The sequence below is a fragment of the Streptomyces chartreusis NRRL 3882 genome (genome assembly GCF_900236475.1).
Taxonomy (GTDB): Bacteria; Actinomycetota; Actinomycetes; order Streptomycetales; family Streptomycetaceae; genus Streptomyces; species Streptomyces chartreusis_D.
Genome location: NZ_LT963352.1, coordinates 5,482,387 through 5,499,195 on the forward strand (window position 1 = coordinate 5,482,387; position 16,809 = coordinate 5,499,195).

The following is a 16,809-nucleotide window of genomic DNA, read 5'->3' on the forward strand; positions in this document are numbered from 1 at the left end:
GGCTTGAAGGGCCGGACACCCGAGGGTGTCCGGCCCTTCGGTTCGGTGGGATCGGCGGCTCTGCTGCCTACCGCGATGGCTCAGTCGGCCTCCGCGCGGGGCGGGCGGGGGCCGCCGAGTTCCACCGCCGTGCAGCGCCAGCGGAGGTCCTGGCCGAGTTCCAGGCGGAACGCCATGGCGCGCAGTTGGTCGCCGGCGCCGATGCGGGCGAAGGCCTCGATGGCGCCGGGGCGGGGTTCGAAGTAGCCGATGTCGCGGACGACCGGGCGGGTGCCGCGGGTGCGCAGGGGGCCGCGCTCGGCGAGCCAGGTCAGTTCGTCGTAGGCGCGGCCCCGGGTGTGGCGGAGCATCGAGTGGACGGGGCGGTGGCCGCTGAGGACGGCGAGCAGGAGGTCGGCGAAGAGGTCGGTGGGGAGGCGGTGGGGGGCCGGAGCCGGGCGGTGGGGGTGCTGGGCCGGGACGCGCGATGCGGTGGCCAGGGAGGTCGGGACGGGTGTGGTGTTCCGGGTGGCCGGGGCGGTGGTTCCCGTCGCCCTGCGGGGTGCCGTGGGGGTGGCGGAGGGTGTCGGTGGGCGGGTGTCCGTGGGACGGGTGCGGGGGCTCGCGGTGCGGGCGGAGCCCGGGGGTCGGCCGTCGGCTGCCGGGGTGCGGGCGGGGCCTCCGCCGGGCGTGCGGGGTGGGGCGGTGCCGCCGGGTGTGCGGGGAGTGGGGCTCCCGGGGGTGCGCGGGGTGGTGCCGCCGGGGGTGCGTGCGCCGGCGCTGCCGCCGGGGCGGCGCGGGTCGCGGCGGGCTGGTGGGCGGGTGGCCGGGCGCTGCTGTGCCCTCGTCATGACCTTGTACATGGGGGGTCCCCGTTTCGTGGGCCCGGTTGATACCGGGGAGTAACTTCGGGTTGGTGATCTTGTACGGGGCCGGCGGGGGCAGGGGCAAGGAAGCGGACCCCGGGTGGCGGGGGCCGGAAATGTTCACCTATCCGGGTGATGTGGAGGGCGTGAAGCCAGTCGGTGCGGGGGTGGACCGGGTGAATGACGGGCCCGGAGTTGCCGCGTCCGGCGTCACAGGGCGGAACTCGAAAGGGGACGCGCCGCACGTATCCTGAAGGCCCTCCGGAGCCCTCCGACCGCGACAGCGACCACGAAACGACCACGAAAGAAGCGGCCAGCCATGCGTGTCTACGTGCCCCTGACCCTCCCCGGTCTCTCCGAGGCGTACAAGACGGGTGAGCTGGGAGCCGGGCCGTTCGTCGCGTACGCCGTGACGCCCGGGCTGCGCGAGTGGTACCTCTCCGACGACATCGAGGAACTGGAGTACGCGGCGCTGAGCCGGGCCGCCCTGGCCTCGCTGCGGCTGCTGGCCGCCGATCCGGAGGCGCCGCGGCGGCGGGTCGTGGTGGCCCTGGACGTGCCCGACCGGGCCGCGAGCGCGGACCCCGACCGGGGGCTCGACCCTGCGGCGCTGGGGGAGGTGCGGGTCGCCGGCCCCGTCGCGCTGGCCAAGGCGGCGTCCGTGCATGTCGACGCGGCGGACGCGGAGGCGGACGTGACGGCGGCGGCCGAGGCCCTGCCGACGGCGGACGGTGGGGACGACGACGCGCAGTTCGTCGTGGACGGGGCGGAGGACCACGAGCTGCTGTGGTTCGCCACGCAGGAGATTCCGAACCTGGTGGGGCGCGGGAACTGAGCCCCCGGGCGGGTGCTCTCGGGGTTCAGGGGGGCGCGTTGAGTTGCCGTTCTCTTGATTGTCAGTGGGGGCGGGTACGTTTTGGGGCATGGGGAAGCAGACGGGCGCGCACATTGTCTGGGACTGGAACGGGACGCTGTTCCATGACATCGACGCGATCATCGGGGCGACGAACGCGGCGTTCGCCGAGCTGGGGCTGGAGCCGCTGACGCTGGAGAAGTACCGGGAGCTGTACTGCGTACCGGTGCCGAAGTTCTATGAGCGGCTGATCGGGCGGCTGCCGTCGGAGGCCGAGTGGGAGATCATGGACGAGATCTTCCATCGGTACTACGCCGAGCACCGGGTGACGTGCGGGCTGACCGTGGGGGCCGCGGAGCTGTTGGCGGGGTGGCGGTCGGCCGGGCGCAGTCAGTCGATTCTCAGCATGTACGTGCATGAGGAGCTCGTGCCGTTGGTGCGGGGGTTCGGGATCGAGTCGCACTTCATACGCGTGGACGGGCGGACCGGGCCGTCGGGGGGTAGCAAGGCCGAGCACATGGTGCGGCATCTGGGGTCCCTGGGTGGGGTGGATCCGGAGCGCACCGTTGTGATCGGGGATGCGGCGGATGATGCGGTGGCTGCGCGGCATGTGGGGGCTCGGGCCGTGCTGTACACCGGCGGGTCGCACAGTCGGGCGAGTCTGGAGGCGGTCGGGGTGCCGGTGGTGGACACGCTGGAGGAGGCTGTCGCGGAGGCGGAGCGGCTGGCGGCGTAGTCCTGTTCTCGGCGTTGTCCCTGAGGCCGGGTGGGTGCGCAGCCCGGCGCGACGGGGTGCCGCTGCGCCCACCCGTGCCGCCCTTGGCGGCACGATTGCCCGCAGCCAGGTGTAGCGGCACTGTGCAGAACGTCAAACTTCCAGGCCGGGTTTTGTACACATACGGCTCATGACGGGCCCCCTGTAATGAGCGATAGCCTTGGTGGCGTGATCAGCGCGATAGTTCGCGGGGACGTCGTCGTCCCTGCCCTGCGCCCGGAGAGCACGGACTACATCCGTGACCGGGCGGCGGTCGCTGGTCTTCGCGGGCGGGACGGGGCTTCGAGGACTCCCGGGACGCCGAGCACCACCCGGACCGAGGCGTCGCAGAGAGCAGCCTCACACCCGTGGAGCAGCTCAAGATTGGCTCAGACACCCCCGCTCATCTCACCTTGCGGCATAGCGTCGGAACAGACCGGATACCCCGTGTCACGGCGTGACGTCGTAAGCGCAGAGGCCGTACTTCCTTCTACGTCACGCAACGGCGCGCGACAGGAGCCAGAGGACAATGCAGACCAAGCTGGACGAAGCCAAGGCCGAGTTGCTCGAGAGGGCCGCCCGGGTAGCTGAGAACAGCCCGGTCGGGGGGCACCTACCGACCGGGTCGACGGGCGAGGAGACCCCAGACGCCCAGGAAGCCCCGGATCGCGAGTCCCTGCTCTCGTTCCTCCAGCGTTACTACCTGCACACGGCCCCGGAGGACCTCACCGACCGCGACCCGGTCGATGTCTTCGGAGCCGCCGTCTCGCACTACCGGCTGGCCGAGAACCGCCCCCAGGGCACGGCCAACGTGCGGGTGCACACCCCCACGGTCGAAGAGAACGGGTGGACGTGCAGCCACTCCGTCGTCGAGGTCGTCACCGACGACATGCCCTTCCTCGTCGACTCCGTCACCAATGAGCTGACGCGGCAGGGGCGCGGGATCCACGTCGTCATCCACCCGCAGTTCGTCGTGCGGCGCGATGTCACCGGCAAGCTCATCGAAGTGCTGCCCACGACCTCGACCGGCTTCGGCGACCTTCCGCACGACGCGCACATCGAGTCCTGGATCCATGTCGAGATCGACCGCGAGACCGACCGGGCCGACCTGAAGCAGATCACCGCCGATTTGCTGCGGGTGCTGTCCGACGCCCGTGAGGCCGTCGAGGACTGGGGCAAGATGCGGGAAGCGGCGACCCGGCTGGCGGAGGGGCTGCCGGACGAGCCCACCCCCGCCGACCTGCCCGGACCCCAGGTCGAGGAGGCCCGCGAGCTGCTGCGCTGGCTGGCCGACGACCACTTCACCTTCCTCGGCTACCGCGAGTACCAGCTGCGCGGGGACGACTCACTGGCCGCCGTGCCCGGCACCGGCCTCGGCATCCTGCGTGCCGACCCGCACCACTCCGACCAGGAGAGCCACCCGGTCAGCCCGTCCTTCGAGCGGCTGCCCGCCGACGCCCGGGCCAAGGCCCGCGAGCACAAGCTGCTCGTCCTGACCAAGGCGAACAGCCGGGCGACCGTGCACCGGCCGTCGTACCTGGACTACATCGGGGTCAAGAAGTTCGACGCCGAGGGCAATGTCGTCGGCGAGCGGCGGTTCCTCGGACTGTTCTCCTCCGCCGCCTACACCGAGTCCGTGCGCCGCGTCCCGGTCATCCGGCGCAAGGTCGAGGAGGTCCTCGAACAGGCCGGGTTCTCGCCCAACAGCCACGACGGACGCGACCTGCTCCAGATCCTGGAGACGTACCCGCGCGACGAGCTGTTCCAGACCCCGGTCGACGAGCTGCGGTCCATCGTCACCTCCGTCCTCTACCTCCAGGAGCGCAGGCGGCTGAGGCTCTACCTGCGCCAGGACGAGTACGGGCGCTACTACTCCGCCCTCGTCTACCTCCCGCGCGACCGCTACACCACGGCCGTCCGCCTGCGGATCATCGAGATCCTCAAGGAGGAACTGGGCGGCATCAGCGTCGACTTCACGGCCTGGAACACCGAGTCGATCCTGTCCCGGCTGCACTTCGTGGTCCGGGTCCCGCAGGGCACCGAGCTGCCCGAGCTGTCCGACGCCGACAAGGAGCGCATCGAGGCCCGGCTGGTGGAGGCCGCCCGCTCCTGGGAGGACGCCTTCTCCGAGGCGCTCAACGCCGAGCTCGGCGAGGAACACGCGGCGGAACTGATGCGCCGGTACGCGCACGCCTTCCCCGAGGGCTACAAGGCCGACCACAACCCGCGCGCCGCGGTCGCCGACCTCGTCCACCTCGAACAGCTGAACGCCGAGGAGGGCAAGGACTTCGCGCTCAGCCTCTACGAGCCGGTGGGCGCCGCCCCCGAGGAGCGCCGCTTCAAGATCTACCGCACGGGCGACGCCATCTCCCTGTCGGCGGTGCTGCCGGTCCTCAACCGGCTCGGCGTCGAGGTCGTCGACGAGCGGCCGTACGAGCTGCGCTGCTCGGACCGGAGCGTGGCCTGGATCTACGACTTCGGCCTGCGCATGCCCCGCTCCCGCAACGGCGGGGACTACCTCGGCGACGACGCCCGCGAGCGGTTCCAGGACGCCTTCGCCGCCACGTGGACCGGCAAGGCGGAGAACGACGGCTTCAACGCCCTGGTGCTGAGCGCCGGACTGACCTGGCGCCAGGCGATGGTGCTGCGGGCGTACGCGAAGTACCTGCGGCAGGCGGCGTCGACGTTCAGCCAGGACTACATGGAGGACACCCTCCGCAACAACGTCCACACCACCCGCCTGCTCGTCTCCCTGTTCGAGGCGCGGATGTCGCCCGACCGGCAGCGCGCGGGGCACGAGATCGTGGACGCGCTGCTGGAGGAGGTCGACGCGGCCCTCGACCAGGTGGCCTCGCTCGACGAGGACCGGATCCTGCGGTCCTTCCTCACGGTCATCAAGGCGACGCTGCGGACCAACTTCTTCCAGGAGGCGGCGGGCGGCAAGCCGCACGACTACGTCTCCATGAAGTTCGACCCGCAGGCCATCCCCGACCTGCCGGCGCCACGCCCGGCGTTCGAGATCTGGGTGTACTCGCCGCGCGTCGAGGGCGTGCACCTGCGCTTCGGCAAGGTCGCGCGCGGCGGCCTGCGCTGGTCCGACCGCCGTGAGGACTTCCGTACGGAGATCCTCGGCCTGGTCAAGGCGCAGATGGTGAAGAACACCGTCATCGTGCCGGTCGGCGCCAAGGGCGGCTTCGTCGCCAAGCAGCTGCCCGACCCGAGCCTCGACCGCGACGCGTGGATGGCCGAGGGCATCGCCAGCTACAAGACGTTCATCTCGGCGCTGCTCGACATCACCGACAACATGGTGGCCGGTGAGGTCGTGCCCCCGGCGGACGTCGTCCGGCACGACGAGGACGACACCTACCTCGTCGTCGCCGCCGACAAGGGCACCGCGACCTTCTCCGATATCGCCAACGAGGTCGCCGAGCAGTACAACTTCTGGCTCGGCGACGCCTTCGCCTCCGGTGGCTCGGCCGGCTACGACCACAAGGGCATGGGCATCACCGCCCGCGGCGCCTGGGAGTCCGTCAAGCGGCACTTCCGGGAGCTGGGCGTGGACACCCAGACCGAGGACTTCACGGTCGTCGGCATCGGCGACATGTCCGGTGACGTGTTCGGCAACGGCATGCTGCTCTCCGAGCACATCCGGCTGGTGGCCGCCTTCGACCACCGGCACATCTTCATCGACCCGAACCCGGACGCCGCCACCTCCTACGCCGAGCGCCGCCGCCTGTTCGAGCTGCCGCGTTCCAGCTGGGAGGACTACGACAAGGAGCTGCTGTCGGCCGGCGGCGGCATCTTCCCGCGCACGGCCAAGGCGATCCCGGTCAACGCGCACATCCGCGAGGCCCTCGGCATCGAGTCCAAGGTCACCAAGCTGACCCCGGCCGACCTGATGAAGGCGATCCTCCAGGCGCCGGTGGACCTGCTCTGGAACGGCGGCATCGGCACGTACGTCAAGTCCTCCGTCGAGTCCAACGCGGACGTCGGCGACAAGGCCAACGACGCCATCCGCGTCGACGGCAAGGACCTGCGCGTCAAGGTCGTCGGCGAGGGCGGCAACCTGGGTCTGACCCAGCTCGGCCGGATCGAGTTCGCGCGGCACGGCGGCCGGATCAACACCGACGCCATCGACAACAGCGCGGGCGTGGACACCTCCGACCACGAGGTGAACATCAAGATCCTGCTCAACGGCCTGGTCGCGGACGGCGACATGACCGTCAAGCAGCGCAACAAGCTGCTCGCCGAGATGACCGACGAGGTCGGCCACCTGGTGCTGCGCAACAACTACGCGCAGAACACGGCGATCGCCAACGCTCTCGCCCAGTCCAAGGACATGCTCCACGCCCAGCAGCGCTTCATGAAGCACCTGGTCAGGGAGGGCCACCTCGACCGGGCGCTGGAGTTCCTGCCCACCGACCGGCAGATCCGCGAGCGGCTCGCCCAGGGGCAGGGCCTGACCAGCCCGGAGACGGCCGTCCTGCTGGCGTACACGAAGATCACGGTCGCCGAGGAGCTGCTGCACACCTCACTGCCCGACGACCCGTACCTGCGGGGCCTGCTGCACTGCTACTTCCCGACCGCGCTGCGCGAGCAGTTCGCCGAGCGCATCGACGGCCACCCGCTGCGCCGTGAGATCACCACGACCGTCCTGGTCAACGACACGGTCAACACCGGCGGTACGACGTACCTGCACCGCCTGCGGGAGGAGACCGGCGCGTCCCTGGAGGAGATCGTCCGGGCCCAGACCGCGGCCCGCGCGATCTTCCGCTCCGCCGAGGTGTGGGACGGGGTGGAGGCGCTCGACAACAAGGTCGAGGCCGACGTCCAGACCCGCATCCGGCTGCACTCGCGGCGCCTCGTGGAGCGCGGCACGCGCTGGCTGCTCAACAACCGGCCGCAGCCGCTCCAGCTCGCCGAGACCGTCGACTTCTTCGCCGACCGGGTCGAGCAGGTCTGGGGGCAGCTGCCGAAGCTGCTGCGCGGCGCGGATCTGGAGTGGTACCAGAAGATCTACGACGAGCTGACGGACGCCGGCGTTCCGGACGAACTCGCCACCCGCGTGGCCGGGTTCTCCTCCGCCTTCCCGACGCTCGACATCGTCTCGGTCGGCGACCGCATGGGCCGGGAGCCGCTGGACGTCGCCGAGGTCTACTACGACCTCGCCGACCGGCTGCGGATCACCCAGCTCATGGACCGCATCATCGAGCTGCCCCGCGCCGACCGCTGGCAGTCCATGGCCCGCGCGGCGATCCGCGAGGACCTGTACGCGGCGCACGCGGCGCTGACCGCCGACGTCCTGGCGGTGGGCAACGGCACCTCGACGCCCGAGCAGCGCTACAAGGCGTGGGAGCAGAAGAACGCGGCGATCCTCGGCCGGGCCCGCACCACACTGGAGGAGATCCAGAGCTCCGAGGCGTTCGACCTCGCGAACCTGTCGGTGGCGATGCGGACGATGAGGACGCTGCTGCGGACGCATTCGTAGCGGAATTCGTAGGACTGCTCGCAGGAGCAGGAGCAGGAGCAGGAGCACGGTTTGCTGGGCGCCCCGGGCCGATTCCGGCCCGGGGCGCTTTCTTCTTGGCGTGTCTTAGGGCGGTTCGAGTGGAGGACTTACCGTTTCCGGCTAAGGCTTGGGGCGTGACAGTGAACCTCTCCGGGGAGCGAGCGGCCGCTCCCACCCCGTCGGTGAAGCGCGTCGTGGTCGAAGTGGTGAACTTCGCGCTGGTCGGCGGGAGCGGCGTCGCGGTGAACTTCCTGGTGTTCAACGTGCTCCTGCACGGGCTGCACCGGGCCGCCATGCCGGCGACCGTCCTGGCCAGCCTGATCGCCATGGGCACCAATTACCTCGGATTCCGGTATTTCACCTACCGCGACAGGGCGTCCCGGACCCGGCGCCAGATCGCGCTGTTCTTCGTCTTCAGCGGAATCGGCGTGGCCATGGAGAGCGGGCTGTTCTACGCCGGATATCACGGGCTCGGCCTGACCGGTCCCTTCGAGTCCAACGCGGTCAAGGCGGCTTCCATCGTGCTGGCCTCCGCCTTCCGCTTCCTCGTCTACCGCACCTGGGTGTTCCAGTCCGATGCGCACCGCGCCTAGACCGGCGGCCCTCGCCGCGCAGGCGGCCGCCGCGGTGGTCGTGCTGCTTCTGGTCCTCGTGATCGTCCGGCTGCCGTGGGCCGGGGACCTCGGCATGCACGCCGCGACCATCCAGCGGCTGCGGCACGACCTCGTCGACCCGGGCAATCCGCTCGTCGACGCGGACACGCCGAGCCCCTACTACTCGCCCTGGATGCTGGTGCTCGGCTGTGTCGCCCGGGTGAGCGGTCTGTCGGTCTTCGTGGTGCTGCGGCTGGGGGCGCTGGCCGGGCTCGCGCTGCTGCTGTCGGGGGTGTGGCGGTACGTGCGGACGCTGAGCGGCCATCGTGCCGCGCCCGCACTGGCCGTACTGAGCCTGCTGTTCCTGTGGGGGACGGCCCTGTTCAACTGGAGCGGCTTCTACGGGCTCAACTCGCTCGCGCTGACGGTGTCGTATCCGAGTGTGTTCGCGCTGGGGCTCGCCTTCCACCTCTGGGCGTGGCTCGGGCGGGCGGTGCGCGGTGACGGTGACGCGGGGTGGGGCGTGTGGCTCGGGCTGGGGGCGCTGTGGGCGGTGATCCTGCTGTGCCATCAGTTCTCTGGGGTGGTGGCCACGCTGGGGGCGATCGCGACGGTGGTCGCCGCGCGGCCGGGCCGGGTGGTGTGGCTCCGGCTCGGCGGTGGACTGGGGCTGGGGCTGGTCGTGCTGTTGCTGTGGCCGTACTACGACTTCTTCGCGCTGTTCGGGGCCGGGGGTGATCTGGAGTCGGTGCACCGGCCGCTGTACGAGGACCTGGTCGGGCGGTACTGGCTGGTGCTGCTCGGGGTGGTGGCGCTGGGGATGCGGTGGTGGCGGGACCGGTGGGATCCGCTGGTGCTGTTCTTCGTGCTGGGGGTCGTTGTCGTGGCGGCGGGTGGGGTGAGCGGGCACTGGTCGTGGGGGCGGGCGTTGCCGGCGGCGTTGATTCCGGCGCAGGTGGCGGTGGCGGTTGAGGTGGGGGAAGCCGGGCGGCGGGGGGCCCGGGTGGGGTGGGCGTGCGTGCTGGGGGTGGCGTTGGCGGTGGGGGCTTGGACACAGGTGGGGACGGTCGGGTACGTGGTGAAGCGGGGGGATCTGCCGGAGGTCGTCGCGGAGAAGTACCGGCGGCCGTGGACGGGGTACTACTGGATGACGCCGTGGGTGAAGTACGGGGATGTGGTGATGGCTCGGGAGGGGCGGCCGGCTCGGCAGATCCCCGCGTACGGGGCGTACACCGTGGCGCCTGGGTATCCCGACTTTTTCCTGGCGGGGGAGGGGCGGCGGGAAGCGGCTGTGCGGCGGTATTTCGCGGAGGGGACGTCGGGGAGGGAGCGGGGGGAGATTCTGCGGGAGTACGGGGTGCGGTGGGTTGTGGATACGGGGGGCGACGGCGGGCGTGATGCGGGGGCGCGGCTGCGGGAGGTGACTCGGGGACCGGAGGGGCAGGTGCTGTACGCCGTGGTGCGGTGACTGGTGCTCGGGGTTGGTGCTCTGCGTTGGTGCTGGGGCCGGGTGGGTCCGCAGCCCGGCGGAGCGGGGTGCCGCTGCGCCCACCCGTGCCGCCCCAAGCGGCACGACTGCCCGCAGCGGCGGACTGTGGTGGTGGGTGCCGCTGCGCTCGCCTGTGCCGCCCCAAGCGGCACGACTGCCCGCAGCGGTGGCCTGTGGTGGTGGGTGCCGCTGCGCTCGCCTGTGCCGCCCCAAGCGGCACGACTGCCCGCAGCTCACGGGACGGGGCCTGCAGCTCCGTTACTTCAGGGCGCTTGCCACCAAGTGTGCTGCCCTCTTCACCCGGGGCCTTGCCACCCGTCGCGCCACCGGGCCGATCAGCCTCGCCGTCAGGCCCACCGGTTCCCAGCGGACCTGCAAGCGGCCCGGGCCGTGGCCCTCTGGTTCGAGGGTCAGGCGGTGGTGGGGGACCCGGGTCGTCAACGTCGGGAATGCCAGGGGCGCCAGGAGCAGGCCCGTGTGGGTCAAGCCCTGGTGCTGCAGGCGCAGCAAGGGGTGCCGGACTCCGGCGAAGCCCTGGAAGGGGAGGGGTGCCGCTGCCAGGTCCAGGTGGACGTGGCCCTCGAAGATCCCGGGGCGGACGGGGGAGAGGCGGAACGGGACGCTGAGACGGCGCCGGCCCGGGGCGATGAGGAGGGTCGCGCGTTGGGGGCCGACGGGGAGGCGCAGGGCCGGGTCGTACGTGCGGACGGTGAGGTCGACCGAGGCGCCCGGGCCCCGGGTGATCTCCGTGATCTCGTGGCGGAACTGGGCGCTCGGGAAGGGGCGCGTCTCCAGGTCCAGGTCGGTGATGTCGAGTTCGCGGCGGGCCCGTTCGGTCGAGGGGACCCGGTCGCCCCAGTAGGTGCGGCCCTGTTCGTCCGCCGTCACCTGCCTCGGGGCCACGCCGTGGCCCAGGCCCCGGGCCGCCAGCCCGGCCTCCGGCAGGCGGCGGTCGCGGACCAGCTGGAGGACCACTCGCTCGGCGCGGGGGAGCCGGGCGAACGCGCCCGGCGTGAGCGTGTCCAGGTACGGCGTGACGATGTCCGCGGATGAGGACAGCCACTCCTCGTCCCGGTAGGGCAGGTCACCGGCGTACATCCGGAAGTCGTGCTTGAGGAACTTGTGGTCCTTGTCCTCCCGCAGCGACTCGTGCCCGCTCTCGGCCAGGAACGTGTCGATGAGGTGCTGGACATGGATGCGGTCGCGCACGTTGGCGAGTTTGTGCCGCTGGTTGGATATCGAGGCCGCCTCCGAGGCCGCGAAGGGTGCCACGTACCAGCGGTAGACCGGCTCCGGGATGATCGTGAACGCCTTGGCCAGGCAGTACGCCTGCGCCGAGAACAGCTGGTCCTCGTAGTGGATGCCCTCCGGGAAGCGCAGGCCGTGCCGGTCGAGGAAGGCGCGGGCGTACATCTTGCTGGTGGAGAGGTGCTCGAAGAGCAGACGCGGGTCGGCCTCGATGCCGTCGAGGGTGCGGCGCTCGGCGACCAGGTGCGGCATCCACGTCGAGCGGCGGCCGTTGTCGACCCGGACGCGCTGCACCGCGCCCATCGCGAAGTCGATCTCGCGTTCGCGGTGCGCGGCGAGGAGCAGTGCGACGGCGTCCTCGGGGAGTTCGTCGTCGCTGTCGAGGAACATCAGGTACGGCGCCCGGGCGATCTCCAGGGCGCGGTTGCGCGGTGCGCTGCAACCGCCGCTGTTCCGCTCCAGGCGGAGGTGGCGGATGCGGGGGTCCTCGGCCGCCAGACGCCGTGCGACCTCCGGGGTCTCGTCCGTCGAGTGGTCGTCACTGATGACGATCTCCACGTTCGCGTGGGTCTGCCGGCGGACCGAGTCGACCGCGCGGGTGAGGCGTTCGGCGTCGTTGTAGACGATGACCGTCACGGTGACGTCGGGGGTGCTCATGCGGTCGCCTCCTGCGGGGTCGGAGCCGGGGTGCGTTCCTCGATCGGCAGCACCGGCGGCAGGGACCGCTCGTCCTGGCCGAGGAAGACCCGGCGGACGACGCGTTCGGCGGCGCGTCCGTCGTCGTACTCGCAGAACCGGCGCCGGAAGACGGCCCGGGCCTTCGCCGCGCCCTCGTCGCGCCAGGCCTCGGTGGTGAGGATCTCCGTCAACTGCTCCTGGGTGCGGGCGACGGGGCCCGGGGCCTCGGCCATCAGGTCGAAGTAGACGCCGCGGGTGGTGCGGTACGTCTCCCAGTCGTCGGCGTGGATGACGATCGGCCGGTCGAGGTTGGCGTAGTCGAACATGATCGAGGAGTAGTCCGTGACCAGGGCGTCCGCCGCCAGGCACAGCTCCTCCACCGGGTCGTAGGAGGAGACGTCGATGATCCGGCCGGTGCGGCGCAGGTTGGTGAGCGGGGAGGCGGCGCCGCCGTAGAAGTAGTGGCCGCGGACGAGGAGGACCGTGTCCTCGCCGAGGCGGTCGGCGAGGGCGGCGAGGTCCAGGCGCGGCGTCCAGCCGGCCTCGTAGTCGCGGTGGGTGGGCGCGTAGAGCACGGCGCGGCGGCCCGGCGCGATGCCGAGCCTGTCCCGGACGGCGCGGATGTCCTCGGAGCCGGCCGTGTAGTAGACGTCGTTGCGCGGATAGCCGTGGTCGAGGGAGACGTAGTGCGACGGGTACGCGCGCTCCCACATGCGGGTGGTGTGGCTGTTGGCGGAGACGCTGTAGTCCCACTTGTCGATGCGCTCCAGCAGCGCCTGGAAGTCCAGGCCCTGGGCGGCGGCCGGGTACGCCATCTGGTCGATGCCCATCCGCTTCAGGGGCGTGCCGTGGTGGGTCTGGAGGTGGATGGCGTCGGGGCGTTTGACCACCGCGTTGGGGAAGTTGACGTTGTTGACGAGGTACTTGGCGGTCGCCAGCACCTCCCAGTAGCGGCGGCTGCCGGGCACGACATGGTCGGTGCCGGGCGGCAGGAGGGCCGCGTTCTCCCCGGTCACCACCCACACCGGGTGGATCTGCGGGGCGAGTTCGGCGAGCTTCGCGGCGATCGCGGCGGGGTTGCAGGCGACGCCGCGGTTCCAGTACGCGGAGAACACCGCCAGGTGGGGATTGACGGGGCGGCCGAGCGCCCTGCGGTACTGGTGGTCGCGGAGCTTGGCGCCGGCCTGCCGCTTCCGGGCCCGTACGGCCGACTTGGCGGTGCGGCGGGTGCGGTTGACGGCCTGGAAGGCCCGGTACCTGCCGTAGGCGCCCTCTTCGAGCAGGGAGCGGCGGACGCCTTCCAGACCGGCCGGGCGCCGGTAGCCATCGGGGCGGCGGCGCAGGGCCGCCAGGGACGCCCGGCGGAAGAACTCCCGCGCGACCTCCTCCGGCATGTCCCCGCGCGCGAAGGTGCGCAGGCAGTCGCGGACCATGACGTCGTAGAGCACGGCGTGGGCGGCGCGGCGCTCCCGGGTCAGGTCGAGGAGCGACTCGTAGCGCTCGACGAGGCCGTAGCGCTGCTGGGGAGTGACCGGGGGCAGGCTCGCGGGGCGCAGCCGGCGGTCCTCGTAGGCGATGTGCGGGAGGCAGGCGACACGGTCGGCGAGCAGCAGGGCGGCCAGGGCGGCGTACGGCTCGTCGTCGGTGGTGAGCCGCTGCTCGTGCGCCCGCCAGAAGTCCGTGCGCAGCACGCGCGTGCCGAGCAGCGGGGTCAGGCGCAGCAGGGGCGCGCAGTCGTCGAGGGCGACGTCGGCACGGCCCGCCCCGGCCAGCAGGGATCCGTCCCGGGAGGGCATGCCGGAGGTGTGCCAGGTGCTGCGGACGTGGTCGAGGAGCAGGACGTCCACTTCGCCGGGCAGCTCGGCCACCCGCTCGGCGACCGTGCGCGGGGCGCCGGCGGGCAGGCCGTCCTTGGCGTGGACGAAGTGCAGCCAGCGCCCGGAGGCCCGCGCCGCGCCCGCCGCCCGGGCCGCGGCGTCACCCGTGCCCTCCGGCAGCGGGACCACGTCGACCGGACCGCCGTCCGCGGCGTGCCGGTCGGCCGTCTCCCGGGCCCAGTCGCCGACCGCGGCCACGATCAGCTCGGCGTCCGGCAGCGGATGGGCGGCGAGGGAGTCGAGGAGCTCCGTCAGATGATCCTGAACGTTCGGCCCGTGGACGATGACGCTGAGCTCGGCCATCACCAGGACTCCTTCATCTCGTCGCGTTCACGCCGCGCCGGACGCACCGTATTCGGTCATGGTGCCATCTTTGTGACAAAAGGGCCGACCGGGGTGCGCCTCACGAGGGAACGGGCACCTCGGGCTTCGGCTTGGCCTTGGGGGACTTGTCGCCGGTGAACGACTCGTACTCCTTCAGGACGTCCTCCGTCGGCCCGTCCATGCGCAGTTCCCCGCGCTCCAGCCACAGCACGCGGTCGCAGGTGTCGCGGATCGACTTGTTGTTGTGGCTGACCAGGAACACCGTCCCGGCGTGCTTGCGCAGCTCGCGGATGCGGTCCTCGGAGCGCTTCTGGAAGGAGCGGTCGCCGGTGGCCAGCGCCTCGTCGATCAGCAGGACGTCGTGGTCCTTGGCGGCGGCGATGGAGAACCGCAGCCGCGCCGCCATGCCGGAGGAGTACGTGCGCATCGGCAGCGTGATGAAGTCGCCCTTCTCGTTGATGCCCGAGAAGTCGACGATCTCCTGGTAGCGGTCCCTGACCTGCTCGCGGGACATGCCCATGGCCAGGCCGCCGAGGTACACGTTGCGCTCGCCGGTCAGGTCGTTCATCAGGGCCGCGTTGACGCCGAGCAGGGAGGGCTGGCCGTCGGTGTAGATCCGGCCGTTCTCCACGGGGAGGAGCCCGGCGACGGCCTTCAGCAGGGTCGACTTGCCGGAACCGTTGGTGCCGATCAGGCCGATCGCCTCGCCCCGGTACGCGACGAAGGACACGTTCTTCACGGCGTGCACCCGGCGCACGCCCGACGCCTTCTCCGTCTGCTTGCGGCGCACGATGCGGTTGAGGGCCGCCGTCGCGGAGCCGCGCCCGGCGCCGGTGCCGTTGACGCGGTAGACGATGTCCACGCCGTCGGCGACGACGGTGGGGATCCTGTCGTTGGTGAGGTCAGCCACGGCCGTACGTCTCCTCAGCCTTCCAGAAGTAGATGAAGCCGCCGACGCCGGCGACCAGCGCCCAGCCGGCGGCGAGCGCCCACACATGGGCCGGGAGCTGGCTCGCGTGGAAGCTGTCGATGAGGGCGAAGCGCATCAGGTCGATGTAGACGGCGGCCGGGTTGGCCGCCAGCGCCACGGTCACCACGTGCGGGAGGCTGTCCTTCTGCGCCAGCTTGTCGATGCTCCACATGACGCCCGAGACGTACATCCAGGTGCGCAGCACGAACGGCATCAGCTGCGCGATGTCCGGTGTCTTGGCGCCCATCCGGGCCATGACCATGGAGACGCCCGCGTTGAAAGTGAACTGCAGGAACAGCGCCGGCACCGCCAGCAGCCAGGACACGCGGACCGGCACGCCGAAGCAGAGCAGGATGACGACCAGGGCGCCCATGGAGAACAGCAGCTGCTGGAGCTGCTGGAGACAGAACGACAGGGGCAGCGCGGCGCGCGGGAAGTGCAGGGCGCGCACCAGGCCGAGGTTGCCGGAGATGGCGCGGGTGCCCGCCATGATCGAGCTCTGCGTGAACGTCCAGATGAACACGCCCGTGACCAGGAACGGGATGTAGTCCGGCACGCCGTGCTTGGTGCCGAGCAGCACGCCGAAGATGAAGTAGTAGACCGCCGCGTTCAGCAGCGGGGTCATCACCTGCCAGACCTGGCCGAGCTTCGCCTGGCTGTACTGGGCGGTGAGCTTGGCGGTGGCGAACGCGGTGATGAAGTGGCGGCGGGCCCACAGCTGGCGGACGTACTCGGGCAGGGAGGGGCGGGCGCCGCTGACGGAGAGGCCGTGGCGGGCGGCGAGGGCCGCGAGGTCGTCGTCGGCGGGGGCCGGTGCTTGGGGCGGTGTGTGGAGGACCTGGCTCACATCCGCTGCTTTCGTTCGGGGGGTGTGGGACCTATGGAGTCGTGAAGAGCGGTGCCGTGGGGCGGTTCTTACCGGACTCTTCATGGCTTCTTACGTCGGGACGGGACCGTATCGTCGCAACGCGAGCGTATGCCGTCCGAGCGTCGGAACGCAACCGTTTCGTCGTGACGCCCTATGCTGTCGGCATGACGACGAAGCCCGACGAGCCCCAGCAGCCCCCGCGCCGCCGGGCCCCCGCGGGGGCCGCCGTACTGCGGGAGGACGTGACGGAAGCCATCCGGGCAGCCGTCTTCGAGGAGCTCGCGGCCGTCGGCTACGCGCGGATGTCCATCGAGGGGATCGCCCGCCGGGCGGGGGTGGGGAAGACGGCGGTGTACCGCCGCTGGCGCTCCAAGCTGCACCTGGTCCTCGACATCGTCTCGGCACTCGCCGTGCAGGGCCTGCCGGCGCCGGACACCGGCTCCCTGGAGGGCGACCTGCGGCTGCTGTACGAGGTGACGTCCCGCGCCCTGCGCCACCCCGTCGCCTCGCAGATCATCCCCGACCTCCAGGCCGAGGCGGCCCGCAACCCGGACATCGCCGAGGCCCTCCAGAAGGCGCTGCGCGAGGGCCAGCACGGCGTGGCGACCGGAATCGTCACGGCGGCCGAAGCCCGCGGTGAAGTCCGCCCGGGCCTCGACCACGACCTCGCCCTCGACCTGATCTCCGGCCCGCTCTACTGGCGCTCGGTGGTGATCCGCAGCCCGAAGCTGCCCAAGGGGTATCTGGGGGCGCTGGCCCGGGCCACGGCGGGGGCGCTGAAGGCGTTGTAGGGGCGTTCTT

At 71.3% G+C, this 16,809-nt stretch carries 11 protein-coding genes; 6 read left to right on the plus strand and 5 right to left on the minus strand.

Annotated features, from left to right (window positions below; genetic code table 11):
* Positions 1–80: 80 nt before the first annotated feature.
* Entirely contained in the window at positions 81–842 is a 762-nt protein-coding gene (locus tag SCNRRL3882_RS24870; protein WP_010039811.1) for an Rv3235 family protein, read from the minus strand.
* A 322-nt stretch (positions 843–1,164) separates the two neighbouring features.
* On the opposite strand from SCNRRL3882_RS24870, the gene SCNRRL3882_RS24875 reads away from it, so the two are divergent.
* The 5 genes from SCNRRL3882_RS24875 to SCNRRL3882_RS24895 all read left to right on the plus strand — a co-directional run bounded on the left by SCNRRL3882_RS24875 (position 1,165) and on the right by SCNRRL3882_RS24895 (position 10,022).
* Positions 1,165–1,680 (plus strand): DUF6912 family protein, encoded by a 516-nt coding sequence (locus SCNRRL3882_RS24875; RefSeq protein WP_010039813.1) that lies wholly within the window; start codon positions 1,165–1,167, stop codon positions 1,678–1,680.
* Between the two features lie 88 nt (positions 1,681–1,768).
* Positions 1,769–2,434 carry an HAD family hydrolase gene (locus SCNRRL3882_RS24880; protein ID WP_010039816.1) on the plus strand — a complete coding sequence of 222 codons (666 nt, stop codon included), beginning with the start codon at positions 1,769–1,771 and terminating at the stop codon, positions 2,432–2,434.
* Between the two features lie 547 nt (positions 2,435–2,981).
* On the plus strand, positions 2,982–7,940 hold the full coding sequence (locus SCNRRL3882_RS24885; RefSeq protein ID WP_010039818.1) for an NAD-glutamate dehydrogenase: 4,959 nt from the start codon (positions 2,982–2,984) through the stop codon (positions 7,938–7,940).
* Between the two features lie 155 nt (positions 7,941–8,095).
* On the plus strand, positions 8,096–8,554 hold the full coding sequence (locus SCNRRL3882_RS24890; RefSeq protein ID WP_029181159.1) for a GtrA family protein: 459 nt from the start codon (positions 8,096–8,098) through the stop codon (positions 8,552–8,554).
* Entirely contained in the window at positions 8,538–10,022 is a 1,485-nt protein-coding gene (locus tag SCNRRL3882_RS24895) for a hypothetical protein (protein ID WP_010039822.1), read from the plus strand. The genes SCNRRL3882_RS24890 and SCNRRL3882_RS24895 overlap by 17 nt, the downstream gene beginning before the upstream one ends.
* Before the next feature lie 279 nt (positions 10,023–10,301).
* Here the strand turns inward: SCNRRL3882_RS24895 and SCNRRL3882_RS24900 are convergent, their stop codons facing one another.
* From SCNRRL3882_RS24900 to SCNRRL3882_RS24915, 4 genes are all read right to left on the minus strand, one after another.
* On the minus strand, positions 10,302–11,948 hold the full coding sequence (locus SCNRRL3882_RS24900) for a glycosyltransferase family 2 protein (protein ID WP_010039824.1): 1,647 nt from the start codon (positions 11,946–11,948) through the stop codon (positions 10,302–10,304).
* On the minus strand, positions 11,945–14,149 hold the full coding sequence (locus SCNRRL3882_RS24905) for a CDP-glycerol glycerophosphotransferase family protein (protein ID WP_010039825.1): 2,205 nt from the start codon (positions 14,147–14,149) through the stop codon (positions 11,945–11,947). The genes SCNRRL3882_RS24900 and SCNRRL3882_RS24905 overlap by 4 nt, the downstream gene beginning before the upstream one ends.
* Positions 14,150–14,249: 100 nt before the next feature.
* The gene (locus SCNRRL3882_RS24910; RefSeq protein WP_010039826.1) at positions 14,250–15,080 is read right to left on the minus strand and encodes an ABC transporter ATP-binding protein; all 831 of its coding nucleotides are present in this window, start codon (positions 15,078–15,080) and stop codon (positions 14,250–14,252) included.
* Entirely contained in the window at positions 15,073–15,987 is a 915-nt protein-coding gene (locus tag SCNRRL3882_RS24915; protein ID WP_010039827.1) for an ABC transporter permease, read from the minus strand. Before SCNRRL3882_RS24915 ends, SCNRRL3882_RS24910 begins: the two co-directional genes overlap by 8 nt.
* Positions 15,988–16,172: 185 nt before the next feature.
* Between SCNRRL3882_RS24915 and SCNRRL3882_RS24920 the strand changes: the two genes are divergently transcribed.
* Complete coding sequence (locus tag SCNRRL3882_RS24920) at positions 16,173–16,799, plus strand: TetR/AcrR family transcriptional regulator (RefSeq protein WP_010039828.1); 627 nt, start codon at positions 16,173–16,175, stop codon at positions 16,797–16,799.
* The last annotated feature ends 10 nt before the right edge of the window (positions 16,800–16,809 follow it).

Coding starts and splice junctions, on each gene's coding strand:
- SCNRRL3882_RS24870 (WP_010039811.1), bottom strand. CDS start 842: ATGTACAAGGTCATGACGAGGGCACAGCAGCGCCCGGCCACCCGCCCA.
- SCNRRL3882_RS24905 (WP_010039825.1), bottom strand. CDS start 14,149: ATGGCCGAGCTCAGCGTCATCGTCCACGGGCCGAACGTTCAGGATCAT.
- SCNRRL3882_RS24875 (WP_010039813.1), top strand. CDS start 1,165: ATGCGTGTCTACGTGCCCCTGACCCTCCCCGGTCTCTCCGAGGCGTAC.
- SCNRRL3882_RS24885 (WP_010039818.1), top strand. CDS start 2,982: ATGCAGACCAAGCTGGACGAAGCCAAGGCCGAGTTGCTCGAGAGGGCC.
- SCNRRL3882_RS24895 (WP_010039822.1), top strand. CDS start 8,538: ATGCGCACCGCGCCTAGACCGGCGGCCCTCGCCGCGCAGGCGGCCGCC.
- SCNRRL3882_RS24920 (WP_010039828.1), top strand. CDS start 16,173: ATGACGACGAAGCCCGACGAGCCCCAGCAGCCCCCGCGCCGCCGGGCC.
- SCNRRL3882_RS24880 (WP_010039816.1), top strand. CDS start 1,769: ATGGGGAAGCAGACGGGCGCGCACATTGTCTGGGACTGGAACGGGACG.
- SCNRRL3882_RS24900 (WP_010039824.1), bottom strand. CDS start 11,948: ATGAGCACCCCCGACGTCACCGTGACGGTCATCGTCTACAACGACGCC.